Annotated in this window: 15 protein-coding genes; 6 read left to right on the top strand and 9 right to left on the bottom strand. The window is 36.1% G+C overall.

Going from position 1 to position 19,367, the window contains the following annotated elements; translation table 11 throughout:
- Both AC07XN_RS10520 and AC07XN_RS10525 read left to right on the top strand, forming a co-directional pair.
- Positions 1–846, top strand: an 846-nt coding sequence (locus tag AC07XN_RS10520) for a helix-turn-helix domain-containing protein (RefSeq protein ID WP_494743028.1), incomplete at its 5' end; no start/stop codon positions are given.
- A gap of 128 nt (positions 847–974) precedes the next feature.
- On the top strand, positions 975–1,994 hold the full coding sequence (locus tag AC07XN_RS10525) for an aldo/keto reductase (RefSeq protein ID WP_494743029.1): 1,020 nt from the start codon (positions 975–977) through the stop codon (positions 1,992–1,994).
- Between the two features lie 94 nt (positions 1,995–2,088).
- Here AC07XN_RS10525 and AC07XN_RS10530 read toward each other — a convergent pair whose 3' ends face one another.
- The 3 genes from AC07XN_RS10530 to AC07XN_RS10540 form a co-directional block, all read right to left on the bottom strand.
- The gene (locus AC07XN_RS10530) at positions 2,089–3,003 is read right to left on the bottom strand and encodes a helix-turn-helix domain-containing protein (RefSeq protein ID WP_494743030.1); all 915 of its coding nucleotides are present in this window, start codon (positions 3,001–3,003) and stop codon (positions 2,089–2,091) included.
- A 154-nt stretch (positions 3,004–3,157) separates the two neighbouring features.
- Positions 3,158–3,541: a DoxX family protein gene (locus AC07XN_RS10535; RefSeq protein WP_494743031.1), complete on the bottom strand. Its 384-nt coding sequence runs from the start codon at positions 3,539–3,541 to the stop codon at positions 3,158–3,160.
- 15 nt (positions 3,542–3,556) lie between these two features.
- Positions 3,557–4,372 (bottom strand): SDR family NAD(P)-dependent oxidoreductase, encoded by an 816-nt coding sequence (locus tag AC07XN_RS10540; RefSeq protein WP_494743032.1) that lies wholly within the window; start codon positions 4,370–4,372, stop codon positions 3,557–3,559.
- Positions 4,373–4,680: 308 nt separating this feature from the next.
- Between AC07XN_RS10540 and AC07XN_RS10545 the strand changes: the two genes are divergently transcribed.
- The 4 genes from AC07XN_RS10545 to AC07XN_RS10560 all read left to right on the top strand — a co-directional run bounded on the left by AC07XN_RS10545 (position 4,681) and on the right by AC07XN_RS10560 (position 7,978).
- Positions 4,681–5,511: a helix-turn-helix domain-containing protein gene (locus AC07XN_RS10545; RefSeq protein WP_494743033.1), complete on the top strand. Its 831-nt coding sequence runs from the start codon at positions 4,681–4,683 to the stop codon at positions 5,509–5,511.
- Positions 5,512–5,696: 185 nt separating this feature from the next.
- Positions 5,697–6,599, top strand: a complete 903-nt coding sequence (locus AC07XN_RS10550) for an alpha/beta fold hydrolase (protein WP_494743034.1) — start codon at positions 5,697–5,699, stop codon at positions 6,597–6,599.
- Between the two features lie 186 nt (positions 6,600–6,785).
- A complete protein-coding gene (locus tag AC07XN_RS10555) occupies positions 6,786–7,184 on the top strand; it encodes a hypothetical protein (protein ID WP_323251468.1) in 399 nt (132 codons plus the stop codon).
- Between the two features lie 194 nt (positions 7,185–7,378).
- Positions 7,379–7,978, top strand: coding sequence for a hypothetical protein (locus tag AC07XN_RS10560; protein ID WP_494743035.1), 600 nt, complete (start codon positions 7,379–7,381; stop codon positions 7,976–7,978).
- Between the two features lie 46 nt (positions 7,979–8,024).
- Here the strand turns inward: AC07XN_RS10560 and AC07XN_RS10565 are convergent, their stop codons facing one another.
- The 6 genes from AC07XN_RS10565 to AC07XN_RS10590 form a co-directional block, all read right to left on the bottom strand.
- Positions 8,025–8,795 carry a DUF1444 family protein gene (locus tag AC07XN_RS10565; RefSeq protein ID WP_494743036.1) on the bottom strand — a complete coding sequence of 257 codons (771 nt, stop codon included), beginning with the start codon at positions 8,793–8,795 and terminating at the stop codon, positions 8,025–8,027.
- Positions 8,796–9,517: 722 nt separating this feature from the next.
- The gene (locus tag AC07XN_RS10570; protein WP_494743037.1) at positions 9,518–11,908 is read right to left on the bottom strand and encodes a glycoside hydrolase family 31 protein; all 2,391 of its coding nucleotides are present in this window, start codon (positions 11,906–11,908) and stop codon (positions 9,518–9,520) included.
- Positions 11,909–11,948: 40 nt separating this feature from the next.
- Positions 11,949–13,343, bottom strand: coding sequence for a glycoside hydrolase family 5 protein (locus AC07XN_RS10575; protein WP_494743038.1), 1,395 nt, complete (start codon positions 13,341–13,343; stop codon positions 11,949–11,951).
- 7 nt (positions 13,344–13,350) lie between these two features.
- Positions 13,351–15,114, bottom strand: a complete 1,764-nt coding sequence (locus tag AC07XN_RS10580) for a glycoside hydrolase family 9 protein (RefSeq protein WP_494743039.1) — start codon at positions 15,112–15,114, stop codon at positions 13,351–13,353.
- 147 nt (positions 15,115–15,261) lie between these two features.
- Positions 15,262–16,461, bottom strand: a complete 1,200-nt coding sequence (locus AC07XN_RS10585; protein WP_494743040.1) for a PQQ-dependent sugar dehydrogenase — start codon at positions 16,459–16,461, stop codon at positions 15,262–15,264.
- Positions 16,462–16,544: 83 nt separating this feature from the next.
- Positions 16,545–19,346, bottom strand: a complete 2,802-nt coding sequence (locus AC07XN_RS10590) for a glycoside hydrolase family 2 TIM barrel-domain containing protein (protein ID WP_494743041.1) — start codon at positions 19,344–19,346, stop codon at positions 16,545–16,547.
- Between the last annotated feature and the right edge of the window lie 21 nt (positions 19,347–19,367).

The raw sequence follows: 19,367 nt of genomic DNA on the forward strand, positions 1-19,367 counted from the left end.
CCCGAAAACCTTAAAAATGACATCGGACATTTTAATGTTTTTCGGATTGAGGATTTTATCAGAAATTCGCAAAAACCAATTCCGTATAGTCGAAAGGATTATTATAAAATTTCATTGGTGATTGGCAAAAACCATTATCATTATGCTGATAAAATAGTGGAAGTACAAGAGGCAGGAATTTCTTTTGCCAACCCCATGATTCCCTACAAATTAGAAAGAATCGGCGAAAAGCAGTCGGGATACTTTTGTGTATTTACTGAATCTTTTCTTCAACAAATTCCCAATATCAAAGAGTATCCCATTTTCAAAGTTGGCTCTTTTCCTATTTATGAATTGGAAACTGAAAATATCGCAGGATACAGCCATATTTTCGAACAAATGCTTACTGAAATCAACCTTGAGTACGTCTATAAGTACGATTTACTCCGTACTTTGGTACAGCAACTCATTCACAAAGCCATGCGTTTGAAACCCAACCAAACGGTTGTTTCTTCGCAAAACCATTCGGCAAACAATCGTATCACCTCTCTTTTTATTGAATTATTGGAACGCCAATTCCCTATTGAATCGCCATTTCAAACGATGAAATTGCGAAATCCGATAGATTTTGCTACGCATCTTTCCGTACATATCAACCACTTAAACAGAGCTTTAAAAAGTGTTACGGGCAAAACTACTTCTCAATTAATTGCTGAACGAATTTTACAAGAATCAAAAACTTTATTGAAACATACCGATTGGAACATTGCTGAAATCGGTTTTTGCTTGGGTTTTGAAGACCCTTCTCATTTTACTTCATTTTTTCGACGTGCTTCACAAATCACGCCCAAATTGTTTCGTAATTGACAGACAAACATCCAATTGTTTGATTTTTTATACTTCCTGTTTCTTATGGGCTACTTATAAATAAGTATTTGTAAGGAATTTTGCAACAGATAAACATATTCATAAACATTCAAAAATAATCAACGACAATGAAGTATAATTATGTAGGCGAAACAGGTTTATTAGTCTCGGAGCTTTGTTTGGGAACAATGACTTTCGGCGGACAGAATGCTGGAATGTGGGAAAATATTGGCAAACTACAACAGCAAGAAGTAAACGAATTGATTAAAGTAGCAGTAGAGGCAGGCATCAATTTTATTGATACCGCCAATATCTATTCTTTTGGACAATCTGAACAATTGTTGGGACAGGCTTTGAAAGATTTGAATATTCAGCGTGACCGAGTGGTGATTGCCACAAAAGTATTAGCCAAAATGGACGAATACCCTAACAGCACTGGGCTATCAAGATACCACATTTTCAATTCGGTCGAAGCAAGTTTGAAGCGTTTGCAAATGGATTATATTGATGTATTATACGTACATGGCGTTGATCCAAAAACTTCTATCGAGCAAATTGTACGTACCCTCAACGACATTGTAAACACTGGTAAAGTACGTTACATTGCCATTTGTAATTGGCCAGCTTGGATGGTCGCTGAGGCTCAAACCTTTGCTAAATACAATGGTTTTCATCAATTCATCGGCTTGCAATATTATTACTCTGCCGTAAGTCGTGATATTGAGCATGAACTTGTACCGATGGCTGCACATCATAAGTTGTCGATATTACCGTGGAGTCCATTGGCAGGTGGATTTTTGAGTGGTAAATATACTCGGGAACAAGCAGAAGCTGGTTCGAGAAGAGTAAATTTTGATTTTCCTCCTATCGACAAAGAAAAAGGTTATGATTTGGTAGAAGTGCTAAGTAGCATTGCCAACGCTCATCATGCTACAGTAGCACAAGTAGCTTTGGCGTGGGTCAGACAGCAAAGTGGCGTAACAAGTACCATTATCGGAGCAAAAACTGTTGCTCAGTTGAATGATAATCTTCGCTCTATCGAGATTCAATTAACGCCTGAAGACTTAGCTAAAATCAATGAAGTAAGCCCATTACCATTACAATATCCGGGGTGGATGGTGAACAGACAAAGTACTTATAGAAGTTAAGGATAAGCTTCTTGGAAGGTTAGATTTACTACTTTATTTGACCTTCTAAGACTATTCTATACTCATCTTGATTCTCAAAATCAATTTTACAATGTTAATTAAACCTCGCCCGAAACTTCAATGGACTCATTTCTACTTTAGTCTTAAACAATTTACTAAACGATTGTGAATGCTCAAAACCTAATTGAAAAGCTATTTCACTCACAGAAAGACTGGTGGTGGAAAGTTTCTCTTTGGCTTTTTCAATGAGTTTTTCGTGGATATGTTGTTGAGTACTTTGTCCAGTGAGGCTTCTTAACAAATCACTTAGATAATGTGCTGAAACATTAAGTTCTTGCGAAATAAAATGAACACTTGGAATCCCTAATTCAATAATTTTATTGTCGAAATACTCATTAAGTAGCTTATCAAAATTCACGAGTAAATTGTTACTGGCATTTTTTCGGGTCAGGAACTGGCGATTATAAAAGCGATTGGTATAATTCAGCAATAGGTCAAGGTATGAGATCATAACATCTTGACTAAATTGGTCTATTGAATTTTGGGATTCTAATTCAATATTTTGCAAAATCATTTCAAGCATTTTTTCCTCCTTATCAGAAAGGTGTAAAGCTTCGTTTACTTCATAGGAGAAAAAACCGTATTCTTTGATGAGCCTTCCCAGTGGATATGGACGTATAAAATCAGGATGAAAAACTAACCACCAGCCAGACACTTCATAATTATCTTGTCCTCTGGTTGATAATAATTGCCCAGGCGACATTGTTGCTAAAACACCCTCATCAAAATCGTAATAGTGTTGTCCATATTTTAATTTTCCTTTCACATTTTTCTTTAAAGACACGCTGTAAAAGTTTAGAATTAAATGATGAGTTGTACTACTATCTGTATTCGGCACAGTATCTAAATTGATAAGACTAACCAGAGGATGATGTGGCTTTGGAAGCCCAATAAGTCGATGTAACTCAGAAACAGAGTTTATAATAGTTGGCTTTACTCTATTTTTCATGATAAAATCTACAATGGAAGCTGTTTAAAAGAGGCTATCCGAAAAGGAAATCACCGCCAAATATTTTTTGGTTTAAAACCGAGCTTCGGTCTTTTACAGAATAATATTTGGTGGCATTTTCCTTTTCAGACAGTCTCTTCTTAAAGATGTCAAATTAATGATTTGTGACTTTTCGGGTAAATATCCAAGCCCAAACAATCAACAGAAACTGAAAAGGTAGTCGGATGATACTTGCCACAAAACCTTCATTTTTAGTTTGATAAAAATCAATAGATTGGGGAATGTGAATGCCCAAAAAATAAACAATTAGCATAGCTATGATAAGTTTTGCTGATAAGACTCTTGTTTTCAAAGGCAAAAGCAATAGCCCCAACACAATTTCTACGATACCACTAAAATAAATCAAAAAGATATGTGTAGGCATCCACGTAGGCATCATAGCCAAATATTGCTTGGGATATAGCAAGTGCATTGCCCCCATTCCTACATAAAACAAGACCAAAAGGTACAGCGATACAACTTTAATCGTCTTCATCATCATTATGATCTTTAGTTATTGAGCTTTCTCTGCTACTGGTTGCCATGTCTTCCAATCTGCCAAACGTTTAGCATAAACAGGCTCTATTACATGTAAAGGTACTGCACCCAAAAACAAACGCAAAGGCGGATTTTCAGTATCAGCAAGTGTTAAAATTGCATTGGCTGTATTGGCAGGATTCCCTTGTGAAACACCGCTAAATGCTTTATATAAAGCAGCTTTTACACCGTTATATGCCTCAATAGCTTTACTTTGTTTGGCAGATGCCGTTCCCCATTCAGTAGCATAACCAGCAGGTTCAATCAATGTAACTTTAATGCCAAAGCCTGCAACCTCTTGAGCGAGTGAATCACAAAGACCTTCAACAGCCCATTTAGACGCATGATAAATACCCAGTGTTGGGAAAGTTGTTACTCCACCAATACTTGATACTTGCATGATATGCCCGCTTTGTTGTTTTCTCATAATTGGCAATACAGCTTGAATAATCCATAAAGAACCAAAGACATTTGTTTCAAATTGAGCTCTTGCCTCAGTTTCAGAAATCTCTTCAATACATCCAAAATGCCCAAAACCTGCATTGCTAATCAATACGTCAATCTTCCCGAAATGTTCCTGTGCTTGTTGAACTGCTGCAAAGCAAGCCTCACGATTATCAACATCTAAAGAAATTGGTAGAACAGAATCACCATATTTTGTTACCAAATCATCTAAAGAATCAATATTTCTGGCGGTTGCTACAACATTGTCGCCACGTTGAAGGACTGCCTCGGCCCAAGTTTTACCAAAACCTTTTGACGTTCCCGTAATTAACCAAACCTTATTTTCCATTGTTTTATTGTTTTAATTTGTTGGTGTAAAGTTCTGATAAATAAAACACAGGAAAGTAGCCAAAATGTGGGATGTTGTAGCCAAAACGGAGTAATACGTAAATTTGGAGAACTAACTCATCGACAGCGGATTCTGTGCTACTCATTTTGCCATATACACTGGCGTAGTGAAAAACACTATGCCAAGCGATGGTACACCTATTTCCACTTTTCTTTTTGTAAAGCATTGGAGGCTAGAGAGTCCTTTAGTTTTTAAAATCTTATATGTTTTTATATTTTTTATACCTTTATGGCTGATATGTATTCAGTATGATTAAGCAATTTAACTATAAACAATTTGGTAGCATCGACTTGGCTGTATATGACAACACTGCCAAGTCAATGAACACCATAGAAGACCACATAAAAATCATCTTTATACCTCAAAAATATGGGATTAAAGTTGACTTTCAAGAATTTAGTCTGCCGCATGATGCCTTACTATTTGTAAATCCCCAAGTAGTAATACAGCCATTGAATATAGACTTAGTAGGCGCTGAATTAATTCATTTTAACAGAGATTTTTACTGCATAGAAATCCACGACCAAGAAGTAGCTTGCGATGGTATTTTGTACAATAATGTTTTTGAAGTTCCATTTATTGAATTAGATGAAAATCAATCGAAGGATATTCAGAAAATTATCACTGACGTAAAATCTGAAATGCAATCGCAAGATGCCAGTACTGAAGAAATGCTTAGGATTTTATTAAAACTAATTATTTTAAAATCGACGAGAATTTGGAAGCAACAACATCAATTAGCTGAAAATGAACAATATTTGGATGTTCAGTTTTTGAGGAAATTCAGCAAATTGGTCGAGCAGCATTACAAAACACATCACACTGTGGCTGATTATGCTGATATGCTATCTATCACTCCAAAAAGTCTAAGCAAAAAAATAGGTTTACTCAGTAAAGATACTCCCAACGATATCATCAAAAATCGGATAATCTTAGAAAGTAAACGTCTGTTGGCTCATACTTCTCTATCAGTTAAAGAAATTGCTTATAGTTTAAATTATGAAGACGATGCCTATTTCGTCCGATTTTTTACTAAAAATACGGGAACCTCTCCTACATCCTTTCGAAAGCAATTCTGACTTTTTGAATCAATTATTCGATTAGCATGACCACAAAGTCATGCTTTTTTTATTGCTATATTTTCATTTTCTATAATTAGGGCAAAAAGTGCAATTCAAGGCGAAGTCCGTCCATTGATGGGCTTCGGTATTTGGATGAACTTTGCATCATCAAAATAATCATAAACAATTTAATTATTAACAAAATGAAAAAGTCAATTTTAGCAATCGTAATTTTAGTTTCTCTTTTTACTGACAGCCTAATGGCACAAAACAAAAGAGTTGCAGCTTCGGCAGGCCGAGCGGAGTACATAGAAGTAGAAAAAAATGTACGCCTTCATGTAACTGACCTTGGAGATGGCCAACCTATCGTCTTGGTTCACGGGTGGCCATTAAGCAATGCCATGTATGAGTATCAATACCAATATTTGGTTCAGAAAGGATTTAGAGTTATTGGTATTACATTACGAGGTTTTGGCAAATCGGACAAACCATTTGGAACGTATAATTATGATGTGTATGCTGATGATATTAAAGTTGTTTTAGACCAACTGGGTATCAAAAATGCAACTTTGGGAGGTTTCTCAATGGGAGGTGCAATATCATTACATTATGTTGCTCGACACAACGCCGCTCATGTGAGTAAACTTGCCTTATTTGGAGCTGCCGCCCCTGTTTGGACAAAAAGAGCCGACTTTGCCGTTGGATTTACTAAAGACCAAGTAAATGAACTCATTGATTTGAGCCGTACCAACAGACCTCAATTATTAGAGAATTTTGGTAAAATATTTGCCGCTTCAGAAACATCCGTATCGGCTGGAATAGGAAATTGGTTAGGTGGCATCAATCTGGAAGCATCTCCTTATGCTACAACACAAAGTCTAATAGCTTTGAGAGACACTGACTTACGTCCAGAATTGAGTAAAATAACGATACCAGTAGCTATTTTCCACGGAGTGAAAGATAAAATCTGTGACTTTGCTTTGGCTACAGAAATGCAAAAAGGTCTTAAGAATTCGACTATCATTCGATTTGAAAATAGTGGACACGGCTTATTTGTTGAAGAAATGGAAAAGTTCAACACTGAATTAGAGAAATTTGCGAAATAATAAAGAAGCTGTTTTTACTCAATTGAGGTTTAGAACGAACGTTTTAAACCTCAATTTTTGATTGACCTTGCTTGGCGTAAAATCATTTTCAACTAATAACTTTTATCATAAAACACTGACATTCAAATATTTATGAGTTTAGTGCAATAATGAAATTCCAGATAGCGTTAACAAAAAAAAATAACTATGAAAACAAAAATTTTATTATCAATATTTTTTTCTATCGCAACACTCTTGGCGGGTTGCAAGAAAGACGACTTAAACATTGAAGACGGAACATATAAAGGAACGTTTTCTGTAACTTACAGCTCGGGAATAAAAACTGGACAAACAACCTTAGTATTGACGAATGGTAAATTTTCTTGTTCGGGTAATTCCAATAGAATACCTGCTGGGGGGTCAGGTACCTTTTCTTCAGACAACAACAAAATAACATTTAATGATGAAAATTTTTGGACGGCCGAATTTGATCCTAATTTAATACTTAAAGGGACGTATACCTATACATTTGATGGGAAAAAACTAAAAATATATGCTGAAAGAAATGGTATTGGGAACTTTAATTATTACCTCGAAAAACAATAATTAATTCCCTCGCTTGGCATAGTGTTTTTCCCTACGTCAGTGTGTCAGGACTTCTTAGAATGCAACGGCTAGTGGTATATGAGTACACAACTTGGGAATAATCATAAAATGCTCTCCATTTTGCAATGTAACATTGCCGTATACACTGACGTAGTGAAAAACACTACGCCAAGCGAGGGAATTACTTAAACGATATGAAAGATAGAAATATCCTAATAATTACTTTTCTCCTATTGATTGTTTTACTATGGAATTGCAGTAAAACCAAAAATGTAGTCATATCACCTTACTACCAGAAAACAAATATGTTAAAATTAGAAGTTGACAGTATTTTGTTTCCTCCCGAAATATTAGTATTTCCTGTACGTTTGAAACTTACTAATAATACAAATAAAAAAATAGCAATGTCATTTAAACCTGATGTAAATAAGGAATTAAATAAGAATATGATGTTTATTTCTACTAATAATGACACCATTCGATTTAAGTTTACAGATAGCTTAATAATTATTAATGAATATAGTAAAACATCTTTTACTGTTCCTGGACTATACAGCTTAGAGCAATTTAAAAAAAATCCAAAAGTGTTAAAAAGAAACTTGCAAAACGGAAAATTAATATATTTGGGAAATACTTATCAAAACGAGTCAATTAAAATCTCTAAACAATCTCCAATAGATACATTATTTATTCCCTTCTATTTAGAAGCAAGTACTCAAAAGACAAATTTTGTATATTCATTTTTAAAAGGCTCGTATGCGCTAGTTACTGATAAAATTGATAAGAAGAAGTGAAAAACACTACGCCAAGCGAGGGTTTAGTTATTGCACGTAATATTTATTAATACTTCTCAAATTTGCTTCCTGTCCATTTGTATAGTTTATCGGAAACTTGATAATTCCCCGTCTTATATGAGTCTGCTACAATTTCTTTAATTTTGGCAATCCCTGTTTTATTTTTGCTTCCTGTAACCATTAGCATGTCTCTATTAGGAATTGTAATGATAAAATCTCCATCAACGGGAAAGCTTTCCTTTGTCCATATAGAAGATAATAGAATTAAACTTGCTTCGTAATCACCACCAGCAGTTATCATAAATAAGCCATAATCACCTTGCCGTTGGATTTTTGTAATTCTTTTGTCAAAATTTTTTAAAGCAATAGACTTTAATGTGTCCCTTGAGATTGAAAGAGTCTTGAAATCGTCTTCTGTCAAAAACTTAATGCTGTTTTTAGAATCTTCAGCATAAACAATTATTAATTGGTCGTTATACTTTTCGGTAATCACTGGGAATGATTTTCCGTCTTTGCTTAAAGAATTTATTTCGTCTAAAAACTCAACAGATTTTATTACTGGAACTACATTGCCAACATTAACTAACTTTTGGTCTATATACAATTCGGTTGTCGAAGCAACATACCTACTAATAATGTCATTAATAGAATCTGGTTCCGCTTTGTAAGCTATAAAGGCATTGTCAATATAGTGCTTGTAATCTGAGTCTCCTTTTTTCGATGTGATAGTCAAGTCAGGGTTTAACTCGAATTTTACAGACGGATACTTTTTGCTTAAAGAGTCTAAATACACCTGAGCAAACTCTTTCTCTGTCATTATTGAGTTTTTAGAGTTACAACTAACAATGAAAAGGCCTAATAGAAGTGTTAAAATTGAACGCATAGTCATTTTAATATTACGGGTAACGGTTTGTGGCAATACAAACTGACGTAGTGAAAAACACAACACCAAGTGATGGATTTGTCTAATTACTCATTTATATTTTTGCAAGTAACAAGTACTTGAAACGCCATTTTTATTTATCACGAACAATTTATTATTCTTAATTTTATATTTATCAACATTTACTAAATCCGAATTTTTAATTTTTGGTGAGAGAGGATCTCTCTTAATTAAAAATATATCTGATTTTAGTATGAGGGTGTCATTGGAAAGTTTCCATTTTCCCTTAATAATTTCATCATTGTAAGCAAATTGATATTGGAACTCTCCATTTACATTTAATATCAACTTTAGCGATGTTTGATTATATAAGTCACAAGAACTTCTAAAACTCCCATGTAGTTTTTTTTGAACACTACAATTTAGTGTCAAAATGATTATGGAAACATAAAATACTATTTTCACGATTATCTTTTTATATAATAAGTTGTACTACCAACACTTGCTTGGCGTAGTATTACTACACCAAGCAAGTGAGAAAGTCAATTTTCAAGTTTTCAGATAATAAAATTGTTAAACATACTGACATTAGTTAATGTACATAAATTCATTAACGAAAAGAGGTCGTAGCATTCATTTACTACGACCTCTTTTCATTATTTTATAAACTTTACTTTCCCAGCAAAAGGGTCTGTATCCAATGCAAAGGCTTTCCCTTTTTTACTCATTGAAATGTCATGTAAAACATTATCAGACGGTAAACATATTTTACCCTTTACCTTACTAGTACTTACTGAAAAAGGTACTAATTCTAACTGAGACCAGTCTAAATCATTGGTTGATTGTGCCAATTTGATGTGTGGTAATATTGCACCGTCACGCACCAACATTACTACTGACAATTCGCCTCCGTCAATCTTATGCCACCCACCAGCATACACTTTTTTGGTTTGATAATCTATCCAATTTCCTTTGGGTAAATATACTTCTCTGCTTCTAGCATCTTGTTCAAAGAGCGGAGCAACCAGAATATCTGAGCCAAACATATATTCATTTTCAATTTGCCAAGAACCTGCATCTTCTGGAAACTCTACAAACAAAGCACGCATCATTGGTAAACCGTTTTCAGAAGCGTGTTTAGACTGTGCATAAATATATGGCAATAGCTTATACTTCATTTCGATTACCTTTCGGAAATCATTCATGAAATCTACGCCATAATCCCACGGTTCTTTGGGTGGCTGTCCATGACAACGAGTATGCGATGACAAAGCCCCAAATGGCAACCAACGTCGATATAAATCTTGCTGAGTTCTTTGCGTAAAACCACCTATATCGTGGCTCCAGAATGAAAAGCCAGAAACTCCTAGCGATAAACCTCCACGTAATTCGGCTTCCATACCCATATTGGTAGATTCCGCATCGCCACCCCAATGTAAAGGATAACGTTGCGAGCCTGCCCATGTGCTTCTAGCCCAAATGATGTTTTCTCCGTTGATTTCCTTGGTCAGTTCAGACACAATTTTGTTATAACGCAATGGATACAGATTATGCTCGTAAAACCCTGTGCGACCATTGGCATAAATTCCCTTGTATGGAGCAGCCTCGCCAAAATCTACCTTGATAGCGGCTACGCCCATTTTCAATAAATTACCAATTTTTTCACGATACCATTGAATGGTATTAACATTGGTAAAATCTAAGACAGCATCTTCGTAAGGGATATTACCTTTATCATTTTTGACAAATAAGCCTTTATCTACAATTTCTTGAAAGAGGTCATTTTTAGGGACAAAATAGGGCAATTGCCACAGACAAGTACGGAAACCTTGCTCCTTTAAATCCGAAATCATTTTAACAGGGTCTTTAAAACGATTTTTGGAGAATTGATAGTCACAACGCCAATCTGTTTCAAACCATCCTGTATCAAAATGAAGTACATCTGTAGGAATCTTGTTAGCTCTTAGCTTAATCGCTACATTACGTCCGTCTTCTTCGGAAAAATAGGTAATACGACTCATCCATAACCCAAAAGACCAAAGTGGAGGCATAGAAGCCTTCCCTGTTACGTTCGTGTATTCATCCAGAATATCTTTGGGTTCACCAAGAAAAACGAATAAATCTAAAGATTCATCCCCAATCATTAATGCATTGGCAGCACCGTAGGTAGCACCAAAATCGCAAGTAATGGGCGTAGAAGTGTGCATAAACATTCCGTAGCCTCTTGAACTCATAAAAAACGGAATAGGCTTATACATCCCAGCCGTTTCGATACCATTAGGGTCTGAGGTATACAAATTTACTTTCTGACCATACTTGTTCAATTTGGTGAATGATTCGCCACAACCAAAGATTTTTTCATCGGGCGATAGGGTAAATACGGGTGCAATACTGCGTGAATAGTCTGCCGCACGACGCACAAAACAGAATGGCATCGAGGCTGTATAAGATGTTTTATTATCTGCAAATCCACGGGTTTTGGTTAATAATTTACCTGTCTTATCTCTGAATTCTATTCCCCAAGGATTTTCGGTAATCGTCACTGTTCCGAACGCACTTTTGTATTGATGTCCCCCTGCAATTTTGGTGTATTGCCAAGAATTGTCGCGAGTAGGTTCTTTTACTAACATCAAAGATGGTTCGTCTTTCCTAGTAATAGTACCCGTATTAGCTCTGATTCTTACCGATTTGGGCGAAATAAATTCTATTGAAAAAGGTAAAACAGGGTTCTCTGCATACTCTGGCCCTGGGAACTCATTTCCCGGCACTTTATGCAAAGCCGACTGTGTATAATTAAACGCATGGGCAGGAAAATACTGATTTCGTTTCCATTTAATACTACCCGAACCTGTAGCAGGATTAAAACTTGCCAAACTATCTGCTACGAAATAAGTATTGGTAAAATCTTTAAAATCTTTGCTAAGGTCAACAGGCTCGTTGAGCATTGTTTGTACATTTTGAGCAACAGTGTATTGACTTTGGAAAAGTCCTAAAGATAATGCGAGCAAAACACCTCGTTTGACATGCGAATAAATATTGATGTTCATATAGAATAAAATGATTAATGGTTAACAATGTATCAACTTGCTATGGCTTTTCTACTTTTTTATACCCTATAATTCTATTTTTAGCATCAAAAAACTTTAAAATATAAGTACCTGATTGCTGTTTGTTTACTGTCAGTTTTTTCTTACTTAATTTTTTCTTTGCAATAGATTTTCCTTGAAGATTTATTAATTGTGCGGAATAAACGGTATTACCTGTACTTTTTATCGTAAAAACATCTTGGCGAGCATTGGAAAGAATATCTACATCTGTTAATTCAGGCGTTTTACTCAACCCTAACGTTTTTAGGACATAATTTCCAATATCACTCTTTATACAGGGCGATAGTGCTGTAGTTCCTTTTTGAAACATATTGAATCCTCCATTCCACTCCCACCAAGCAGATGGAATATCTAAGGCAGTCAACGCATCGTAAACAGCATTGGCATGTCTGCAACGACTATCGGCATCTGCAAAATTGCTATAAGAGCCAAACTCTCCTAAGAAGATGGGGACATTTTTCTGAACAGACCAATCTTTTGCCTTGGCAAGTGCATTGTAAATTGCTTCTGGAGTCCCATATCTTGAATAATGAGTAACGTTATACTCTACCCAAGTTCCTTTTGCTGAGGGAGGTACTACTAGCGTTGAATTGTCTGTTGGGCTTGGGAAAGGAATATTTCTTAAATCTTTTACTTCTGGACTCGTCCATGTTGCCCCTTGGTGGGTAAAAATAAAAGGGTCGTAATAATGAAAAGTATAAATAATATTGGGATCATCGAAAGGTTCAGATTTTAATAAACCTTCTCTACTATTCCAGTCATGAAAGCCTACAACAAGCGTATGGCGAGGGGCAATGGCTCTGACTGCACTGATTAATTGGTTGGCCTCTGCTCGCCATTCCTCTGCGGTGATGTCGTGGGGTTCATTTTGTAATTCAAAAAACACTTTCTCAGGGTCTGTATTTTTATACCTTTCTGCGACGCTCTTCCACAAAAATAATTTTCTATCGATGGTATTTGCTTCAGGTATCGAACCGTTGTACTCAGGATGATGTAAATCAATAATTACTTTCAAGCCATTATTCATACACCATTTAATGAGAGAATCTGTCGCTGTTAGTCCAAGCGGATAATCCCATTGATAAGGTGCTTGTATCGAAGCAAAGGCACTAAAACAAACCGGCATTCTGATAGTTTTGAAGCCTTCTTTAGCAATATCAGCAATCATGCTTTTACGTTTCATTACCTCTGACATCTTTAAGAAATCACCATAATGATTAGCCTTTGTCCCTAACCAATAATTTTCTAAATAAGAAAGGTTCATTCCGATACCCAATGTGGCGGCTCTTTTCGAAGCAATTGTTTGCGAGAAAAGGGTATTATTCAATACTAAGCTTATACTGAATAATACAAAATATACAATGCTTTTTTTCATGTTAATATCATTTTATAGACATGCTCATTTTTGATTGTAGGGCTTCAATAGCCGCGGATAAATAGGCCATCGGAGCATTCCAATTAATTGCAATTTCGTTAGTCGAATATGAACAATCTGCATCTAAATAAGATTCATCAGCTACTTTAGTCGTATAACCAACACATTTATCCTGTTGTCCAGGATTTGCTCCTCCAGACAAAAAACCTGGTAAAGGTTCAACGATACCATCCGCCATTGCCAAGCGATGATGCGGATGCATAGGCGTTTTTGAACCAAAGGCTGTCATAAACGAATACCCAGTTCCATTTCTACCAAGCAGATAATCTAAGTTACTTAAAGCTAAATCTAAGAATTTTTTATTTTTTGTCAATTTAAATGCTTGAATCATGGCTATTCCTTGATTGGCAGCTCCACCAGAGCTTCCCCACATAAAATCTCTCGCAGTTCTTCCCATTACCGTTTGGAAAGAACGCTTTTCAACACCATTTGCCAACGTATCTATAAAGGTCAGGAGTCTGTTTTTCAAAACAGGGAAATCGTCTTTTGCTTTTCCTGTTAATTGATGTTGAAATCTTGCGAAGGTATAATACCCCAATAGACGCACTTGATTCCAAGAAGGTATATTCATTTTTGTGTTAAGCTGATTCCCAATAGTGTTGTAATAGCTATCATCTTTGGTAGTGATGTATAATTCTGTGGCTGCCCAGAAAAATTCATCCGAGGAATCATTGTCACCATAAGCACCCGTTGTTATTTTAGGTAAAAACTGTTCATTCAATTTATTTTGATCGTACTTCACGTTTGGATTTTTAATCGCCCAATTCCAAGCACGAGTAGAAGCTAGCAAACAAGAATCAGCCAAAGCGGGAAACTCTTTTGGAAATTGCTTAAAAACCCTAGCTGCTTGTGCCATTACCGCAGCAAAATCGAGGGTAGCAGTAGTACTTTTTTGTACAGCATATCGCGTTTTAGTTGCCTCCTTAGGCATAATGATAGGGTCAAAAACAGCATTGGTTAATTTATGATAAACTCCTCCATCAGTATCTTGCATGGTTAACATCCAACGTAAATTCCACAGCGCTTCATCTAATATATCGGGAATAGCGTTATTACTTTCTGGAATATTCAGGTTTTGTTGTTGAAAATACGCTGGGAAATCTTCATACAACGAAAAAAGCGTTCCCATCGTAATACCTGAATTTACGATGTACTTATTATAGTCGCCTGCATCGTACCATCCTTTAGGCGACGAAATGACAGTACCTTCTGGTCTTTCTGGGCTTACAGCCGAAGCATGAATTAATATTTTGGTATCTGGATGTGCAAATGGTCTTGCCCATTTCCCAGCATATTTTGAAGAAAGTTCGATAGAGGCTCTTTGATAATAAAAGGCTTTTAAGGATGCCTTAGCGAGGTTTTGATGGATATTAGCACGCACTTCAAATGGATAAGAAACCCCTAATGAGGGTACTTCTATTACATATTTACCTACGCTTTGTAAGCTTGAAAAATCTGCTATTTGGGTAGTTTTTTCAGAAAATTCTGATTTGCGAGAGGTACTTAATGTACCTACTAAAACCGTTTTAGTTAAATCGCTCGTTTTAACTAAAAAAGTGGTTGCTTTAGCATTGACAACAACGGCTATTTTAGGCGCATTTGGATAAAAACCAATTTGATTCAGGCGAATATTTTCTGATACTTTTTGCCCAAAATTTGGGTGAAAAATAAAAGAAACCACACATAACATTATATACTTAAGGCTATTCATTGGATAATTTTTGTTTATAAATTTTAAGGATAATCATTTTAGTTGGGAGTGGTAAGTTGGGAGTCTTGAAGTTGTAAATTATTAATAAACAACATTATATAAACACACTAATTACATAACTTCTTACAAATTACCACTCACAACTCATCACTTCTTAGTCACTAATTGATACAATGCTCCTTTATCACTTCCTAGTAGCACTGTTAGCAAATACACCTCACCTGCTTGGTCTTCGCCAAAGCTGTAAATATGCCAGTTGCCAGCCTCTTGCGAGATAGGAAGTTTTTCTCTGTTCCATTGTTCTTTTTTACTATCAGTCAACGCCCATACAGGACCTGTCCAGTCAGCAAAAATATATTTTCCATAAAGTGCCGGAATTTGTTTACCTCTATACACAAAGCCTCCTGTAATACTCAATCCGTCTGAGTGGGGATATTCTGAAATAGGATTAATCCAATTTTTGGGGTCTGGGTCGTTCGGGAATTTTTCGTGTAATCCTTCTCTGATTCTCCAGCCATAATTACCGCCTTTTGTTACAAGGTCTACTTCCTCATAATTATCCTGACCAACGTCTCCTACGAATAATTCGCCTGTTTTTTTATCAAAACTTATACGCCAAGGATTTCTGAAACCATAAGCAAAAATCTCAGGGCGCACCTCTGATTTTCCAACAAAGGGATTGTCGCTTGGAATACTGTAAGGCAATTGTTTTACATCAACTCGAAGGATTTTCCCTAAAAAATTGCTTAGGTTTTGGGCATTACCAAACTCGCCATGTTTATCATTCTGACCTCCACCATCGCCTACAGCAATGTATAAAAATCCGTCTGGGCCAAATTTTAAATCTCCACCGTTATGGTTAGATTGTGGCTCGTTAAATTCCAATACTGTTTTAGCAGTACTTTCATCCACAGTATTCTTATCTTTGCTTGAAACGGTGTATTCTCTGATTAAACTTTTATGGTCAACACCTTTCGTACCATTTGCTACAGGAATACTACAGTATACATACAATTTGCCATTTTTAGCAAAATCTGGATGAAAAGCCAAGCCTAAGAGTCCGCGTTCTTCGTAGCCTTTTTTCTTAACTACTTCGTCAGTAATATCCAAAAATAAGGTTGGTAATACTTTCCCTTTTTGAATGATTTTGATTTTGCCTTCTTGCTCACCTACAAACAACCTGCCTGATTTATCATTTGGTTCAGCAAAAACCGTTGGATGTGACAGTTGGTCTGAAATCAGTTTTGTATCTACTTTAATGGTAGAAATTGCTTCCTGACTATAACCCGAACAGCTAAATACTAAGCTGAGGAAAAATATATTGCTAAGTTTTTTTATCGTTATCATGTTTTCTAATGGTAAATGGGTCAATTGTGAATGAGTGAATTATTTTTTTGAAAAAACAACTTCATTTATTCACAATTAACTAACTAATTTTCAATAGCTTTATTTTTAAAATCAAATAATATTTTACCCTTAATAGGCGTGTAATTCAGCATCATATTTTTCTGACTTTGAGGGCCATATAAATTAGCTGGATTAAACTTTGCCCCTATCGGACTAATACCATTTAAGAAACCAATATTCCCTGTAGGGAACGGAGGACTGGTATTATCATTGGTCGCACCTTTAGGTTTTTGGGGTTGAAGCATCTGCAAAAACATATTTTCGTCTTCTGCATATACTGTAAAGGCACTTTCTTTGGTTTCAATCACTACCCATTTCAAATCTGAATGATATCCTTTGAATTCTGGATATTGAAAGTCCTCCCCTGTAATAGCATCGTTATAATCTTTATGCCATACCCCATATTTCAACCCTTTCATGCGATTTTTCCACACTCTGAAGGGGCCTCGCCCCAACCATTTCATCCCCGTAATGTTACTTTCTGGATAGTTGAAAGTAATTCCCATAAAATCGGCATCGCCTTTTTGTGAATATTGATATGAAAGTTCTACAGGTTGATTGCTCGAAAATTTCCACCATACATTAAAACTTCCGCCATCACCACCGTAGTTGACGGCTACTTCATAGCCATTGGCAGTAGGATAATGTTTGAACGATTTTAGGGTAACATTTACCCCTGCCAAACTAGGTCCATTTGACAATGAAATATCTGATTTTGCATTATTTACTTTAGATAAATAACCAGTAGTTTTATCAAAAACATAGGTAATATTATCAGCCTTAATCGTCAAGAAATTACCTTCTTCGCTTGCCTCAATTTTCGAAATAGTACTTTTTGAAGCGATTATCTTTGTTGTTCCTTCTTGTTCTTCAGGTATTACCCACGACCAAGTAAAAATCTCTTTACCATTCGGGTCGGTTGCTTTTAAATAAAGCGCATCGCTTTCTGTCCAATTGCTAGGTAAATTCAATTTCAGATAACCTGTTTCACCAGCAGGAATAGAAGTAAACGCAGGCTTTCCTGTTTGATTTACGATGGCTTCTAAAGACTTATCACTTGGCTTGGGGAAAGAAACCAGTTGCCATTCAAAAGTACATTGATTCAAATCGGTAAAGGAATAGTGGTTTTCAACAGGCAGTTTTCCTTCAAACGTGCGAGGTAAGTATTTTTTGGTAATCCTTACAGGCGACCATATTTCTTTGATGGCATAAAAGCTAGCTTCTTTTTCACGATGTGGTCCCAAAATTCCATCTGGTGCATTGTTACCAAAGCCATCAAGGATACCGTTTTTATCCGTTCTTACGACGGCTTCATCCACAAACGACCATAGAAATCCGCCTGAACAATGGGGGTGTTTCAACATCAAATCCCAAAAATCTTCCAATCCAGCCCCATGTCCGCCATCATACAAACCGTGCATAAATTCGGTTGGCATCATGATGTCTTTATCGTACAAAACGGCATTCGCTAAATAATTATAAGTAATATAATGTTTTGAATCGAAACCATTGAAACGCTCCCAAGGGTGAAACACTGGACGTTTTTGTGGGTCGTACAGGGCAAAATCATTATCTAACCCTCTGTTCCAACCACCTTCGTTACCATTATCCCAAAATAAAATAGAAGGGTGGTTTACATCACGAATCACTACTTCTTTCACGAGCTTTCTGCCGGGAATAGTGTCGTATTTGTTTTGCCAGCCTGTCAATTCATCCATCACATATAACCCAAGTGAATCACAAACATCTAAAAAATGAACATCAGGAGGATAATGTGACATCCTAACGGCATTCATATTCATTTCTTGCATCAATTTTACATCATTGATGCTTATTGATTTGCTAGTAGTTCTGCCTGTTTCAGGATTAAAAGAGTGTCTATTAGAGCCACGAAACATTACCTTTACGCCATTCACATAAATACCGTCTCGCTTTCTGACTTCTATACTTCTAAAACCAAAACGTTGCGTGCGTGTATGAATGATACCTTTGTCATCTTTCAATGAAATCTTTGCCTGATACAAATTTGGTGTTTCGGCATTCCACAATTTTACTTGTTGAAAAGCTTGTTTCAAGACGGTCTTCTCGTCAGCAGGATTGATGTTAGTAGAAACCAACGCTCCTACATTTTGCCCTGCCAATGTTTGTACTTGTACATCGAGGCTTTGATTTGCAGTAGTTTTGGAAGTAAAAACATCTACAGAAAAATTGCCATCCGCCTTTGCATCAATCGCCAAACGCTCAATAAAACTTTGTGGTACTACTTCCAGATAAACAGGGCGATAAATTCCACCAAAAGCCCAAAAATCACCATGACGTTCGGCAACATCAATTGACCTATTGGCTGAGGCTTTGTCGACTTTTACTTCCAGTAGGTTTTTACCTGTTTTTAATAACCCTGTAATCTCGTACTGAAATTGATAAAAGCCTCCTTGATGCACATCACCTGCCAATTTTCCATTGATTTTTACTTCAGTATCGGTCATTGAGCCTTCAAAAATGATATAGACCCTCTGACTTTTCCACGTCTTCGGAACGTCAAAAATATGTTTATAAAGCCCTTGCTCGTCTGCCTTAGTTTCCTCTTTCCGATTTTCAGTACCATAACTATACTTGCCAAAACCTTGTAGTTCCCAATTTGAAGGCACAGCAATTTTAGTCCACTTCCCGCTGTTCATTCCTTTGTTACAAAAGAAATCCCACTGTACGGTATGGTCTTTATCAGTTCCAGAAAGGTAAACTTTTTGGCTCTCTTGAGCGAATGCATTCAGTGATAGCAAAAAAATGCTTACCCAGAAGGCATAAAATAGTTTGTTTTTTTGCATACTAATTCATTGAAGGTTTAA

Source organism: Arcicella sp. GW458-12-2-14-TSB2 (genome assembly GCF_059423785.1).

What these genes read in the sequence shown, in the direction of transcription:
- AC07XN_RS10555 (WP_323251468.1), top strand. Translation starts at nt 6,786, where the DNA reads ATGAAAACAAAAATTTTATTATCAATATTTTTTTCTATCGCAACACTC.
- AC07XN_RS10580 (WP_494743039.1), bottom strand. Translation starts at nt 15,114, where the DNA reads ATGAATAGCCTTAAGTATATAATGTTATGTGTGGTTTCTTTTATTTTT.
- AC07XN_RS10575 (WP_494743038.1), bottom strand. Translation starts at nt 13,343, where the DNA reads ATGAAAAAAAGCATTGTATATTTTGTATTATTCAGTATAAGCTTAGTA.
- AC07XN_RS10525 (WP_494743029.1), top strand. Translation starts at nt 975, where the DNA reads ATGAAGTATAATTATGTAGGCGAAACAGGTTTATTAGTCTCGGAGCTT.
- AC07XN_RS10560 (WP_494743035.1), top strand. Translation starts at nt 7,379, where the DNA reads ATGAAAGATAGAAATATCCTAATAATTACTTTTCTCCTATTGATTGTT.
- AC07XN_RS10590 (WP_494743041.1), bottom strand. Translation starts at nt 19,346, where the DNA reads ATGCAAAAAAACAAACTATTTTATGCCTTCTGGGTAAGCATTTTTTTG.
- AC07XN_RS10540 (WP_494743032.1), bottom strand. Translation starts at nt 4,372, where the DNA reads ATGGAAAATAAGGTTTGGTTAATTACGGGAACGTCAAAAGGTTTTGGT.
- AC07XN_RS10570 (WP_494743037.1), bottom strand. Translation starts at nt 11,908, where the DNA reads ATGAACATCAATATTTATTCGCATGTCAAACGAGGTGTTTTGCTCGCA.
- AC07XN_RS10550 (WP_494743034.1), top strand. Translation starts at nt 5,697, where the DNA reads ATGAAAAAGTCAATTTTAGCAATCGTAATTTTAGTTTCTCTTTTTACT.
- AC07XN_RS10585 (WP_494743040.1), bottom strand. Translation starts at nt 16,461, where the DNA reads ATGATAACGATAAAAAAACTTAGCAATATATTTTTCCTCAGCTTAGTA.
- AC07XN_RS10530 (WP_494743030.1), bottom strand. Translation starts at nt 3,003, where the DNA reads ATGAAAAATAGAGTAAAGCCAACTATTATAAACTCTGTTTCTGAGTTA.
- AC07XN_RS10565 (WP_494743036.1), bottom strand. Translation starts at nt 8,795, where the DNA reads ATGACAGAGAAAGAGTTTGCTCAGGTGTATTTAGACTCTTTAAGCAAA.
- AC07XN_RS10545 (WP_494743033.1), top strand. Translation starts at nt 4,681, where the DNA reads ATGATTAAGCAATTTAACTATAAACAATTTGGTAGCATCGACTTGGCT.
- AC07XN_RS10535 (WP_494743031.1), bottom strand. Translation starts at nt 3,541, where the DNA reads ATGATGAAGACGATTAAAGTTGTATCGCTGTACCTTTTGGTCTTGTTT.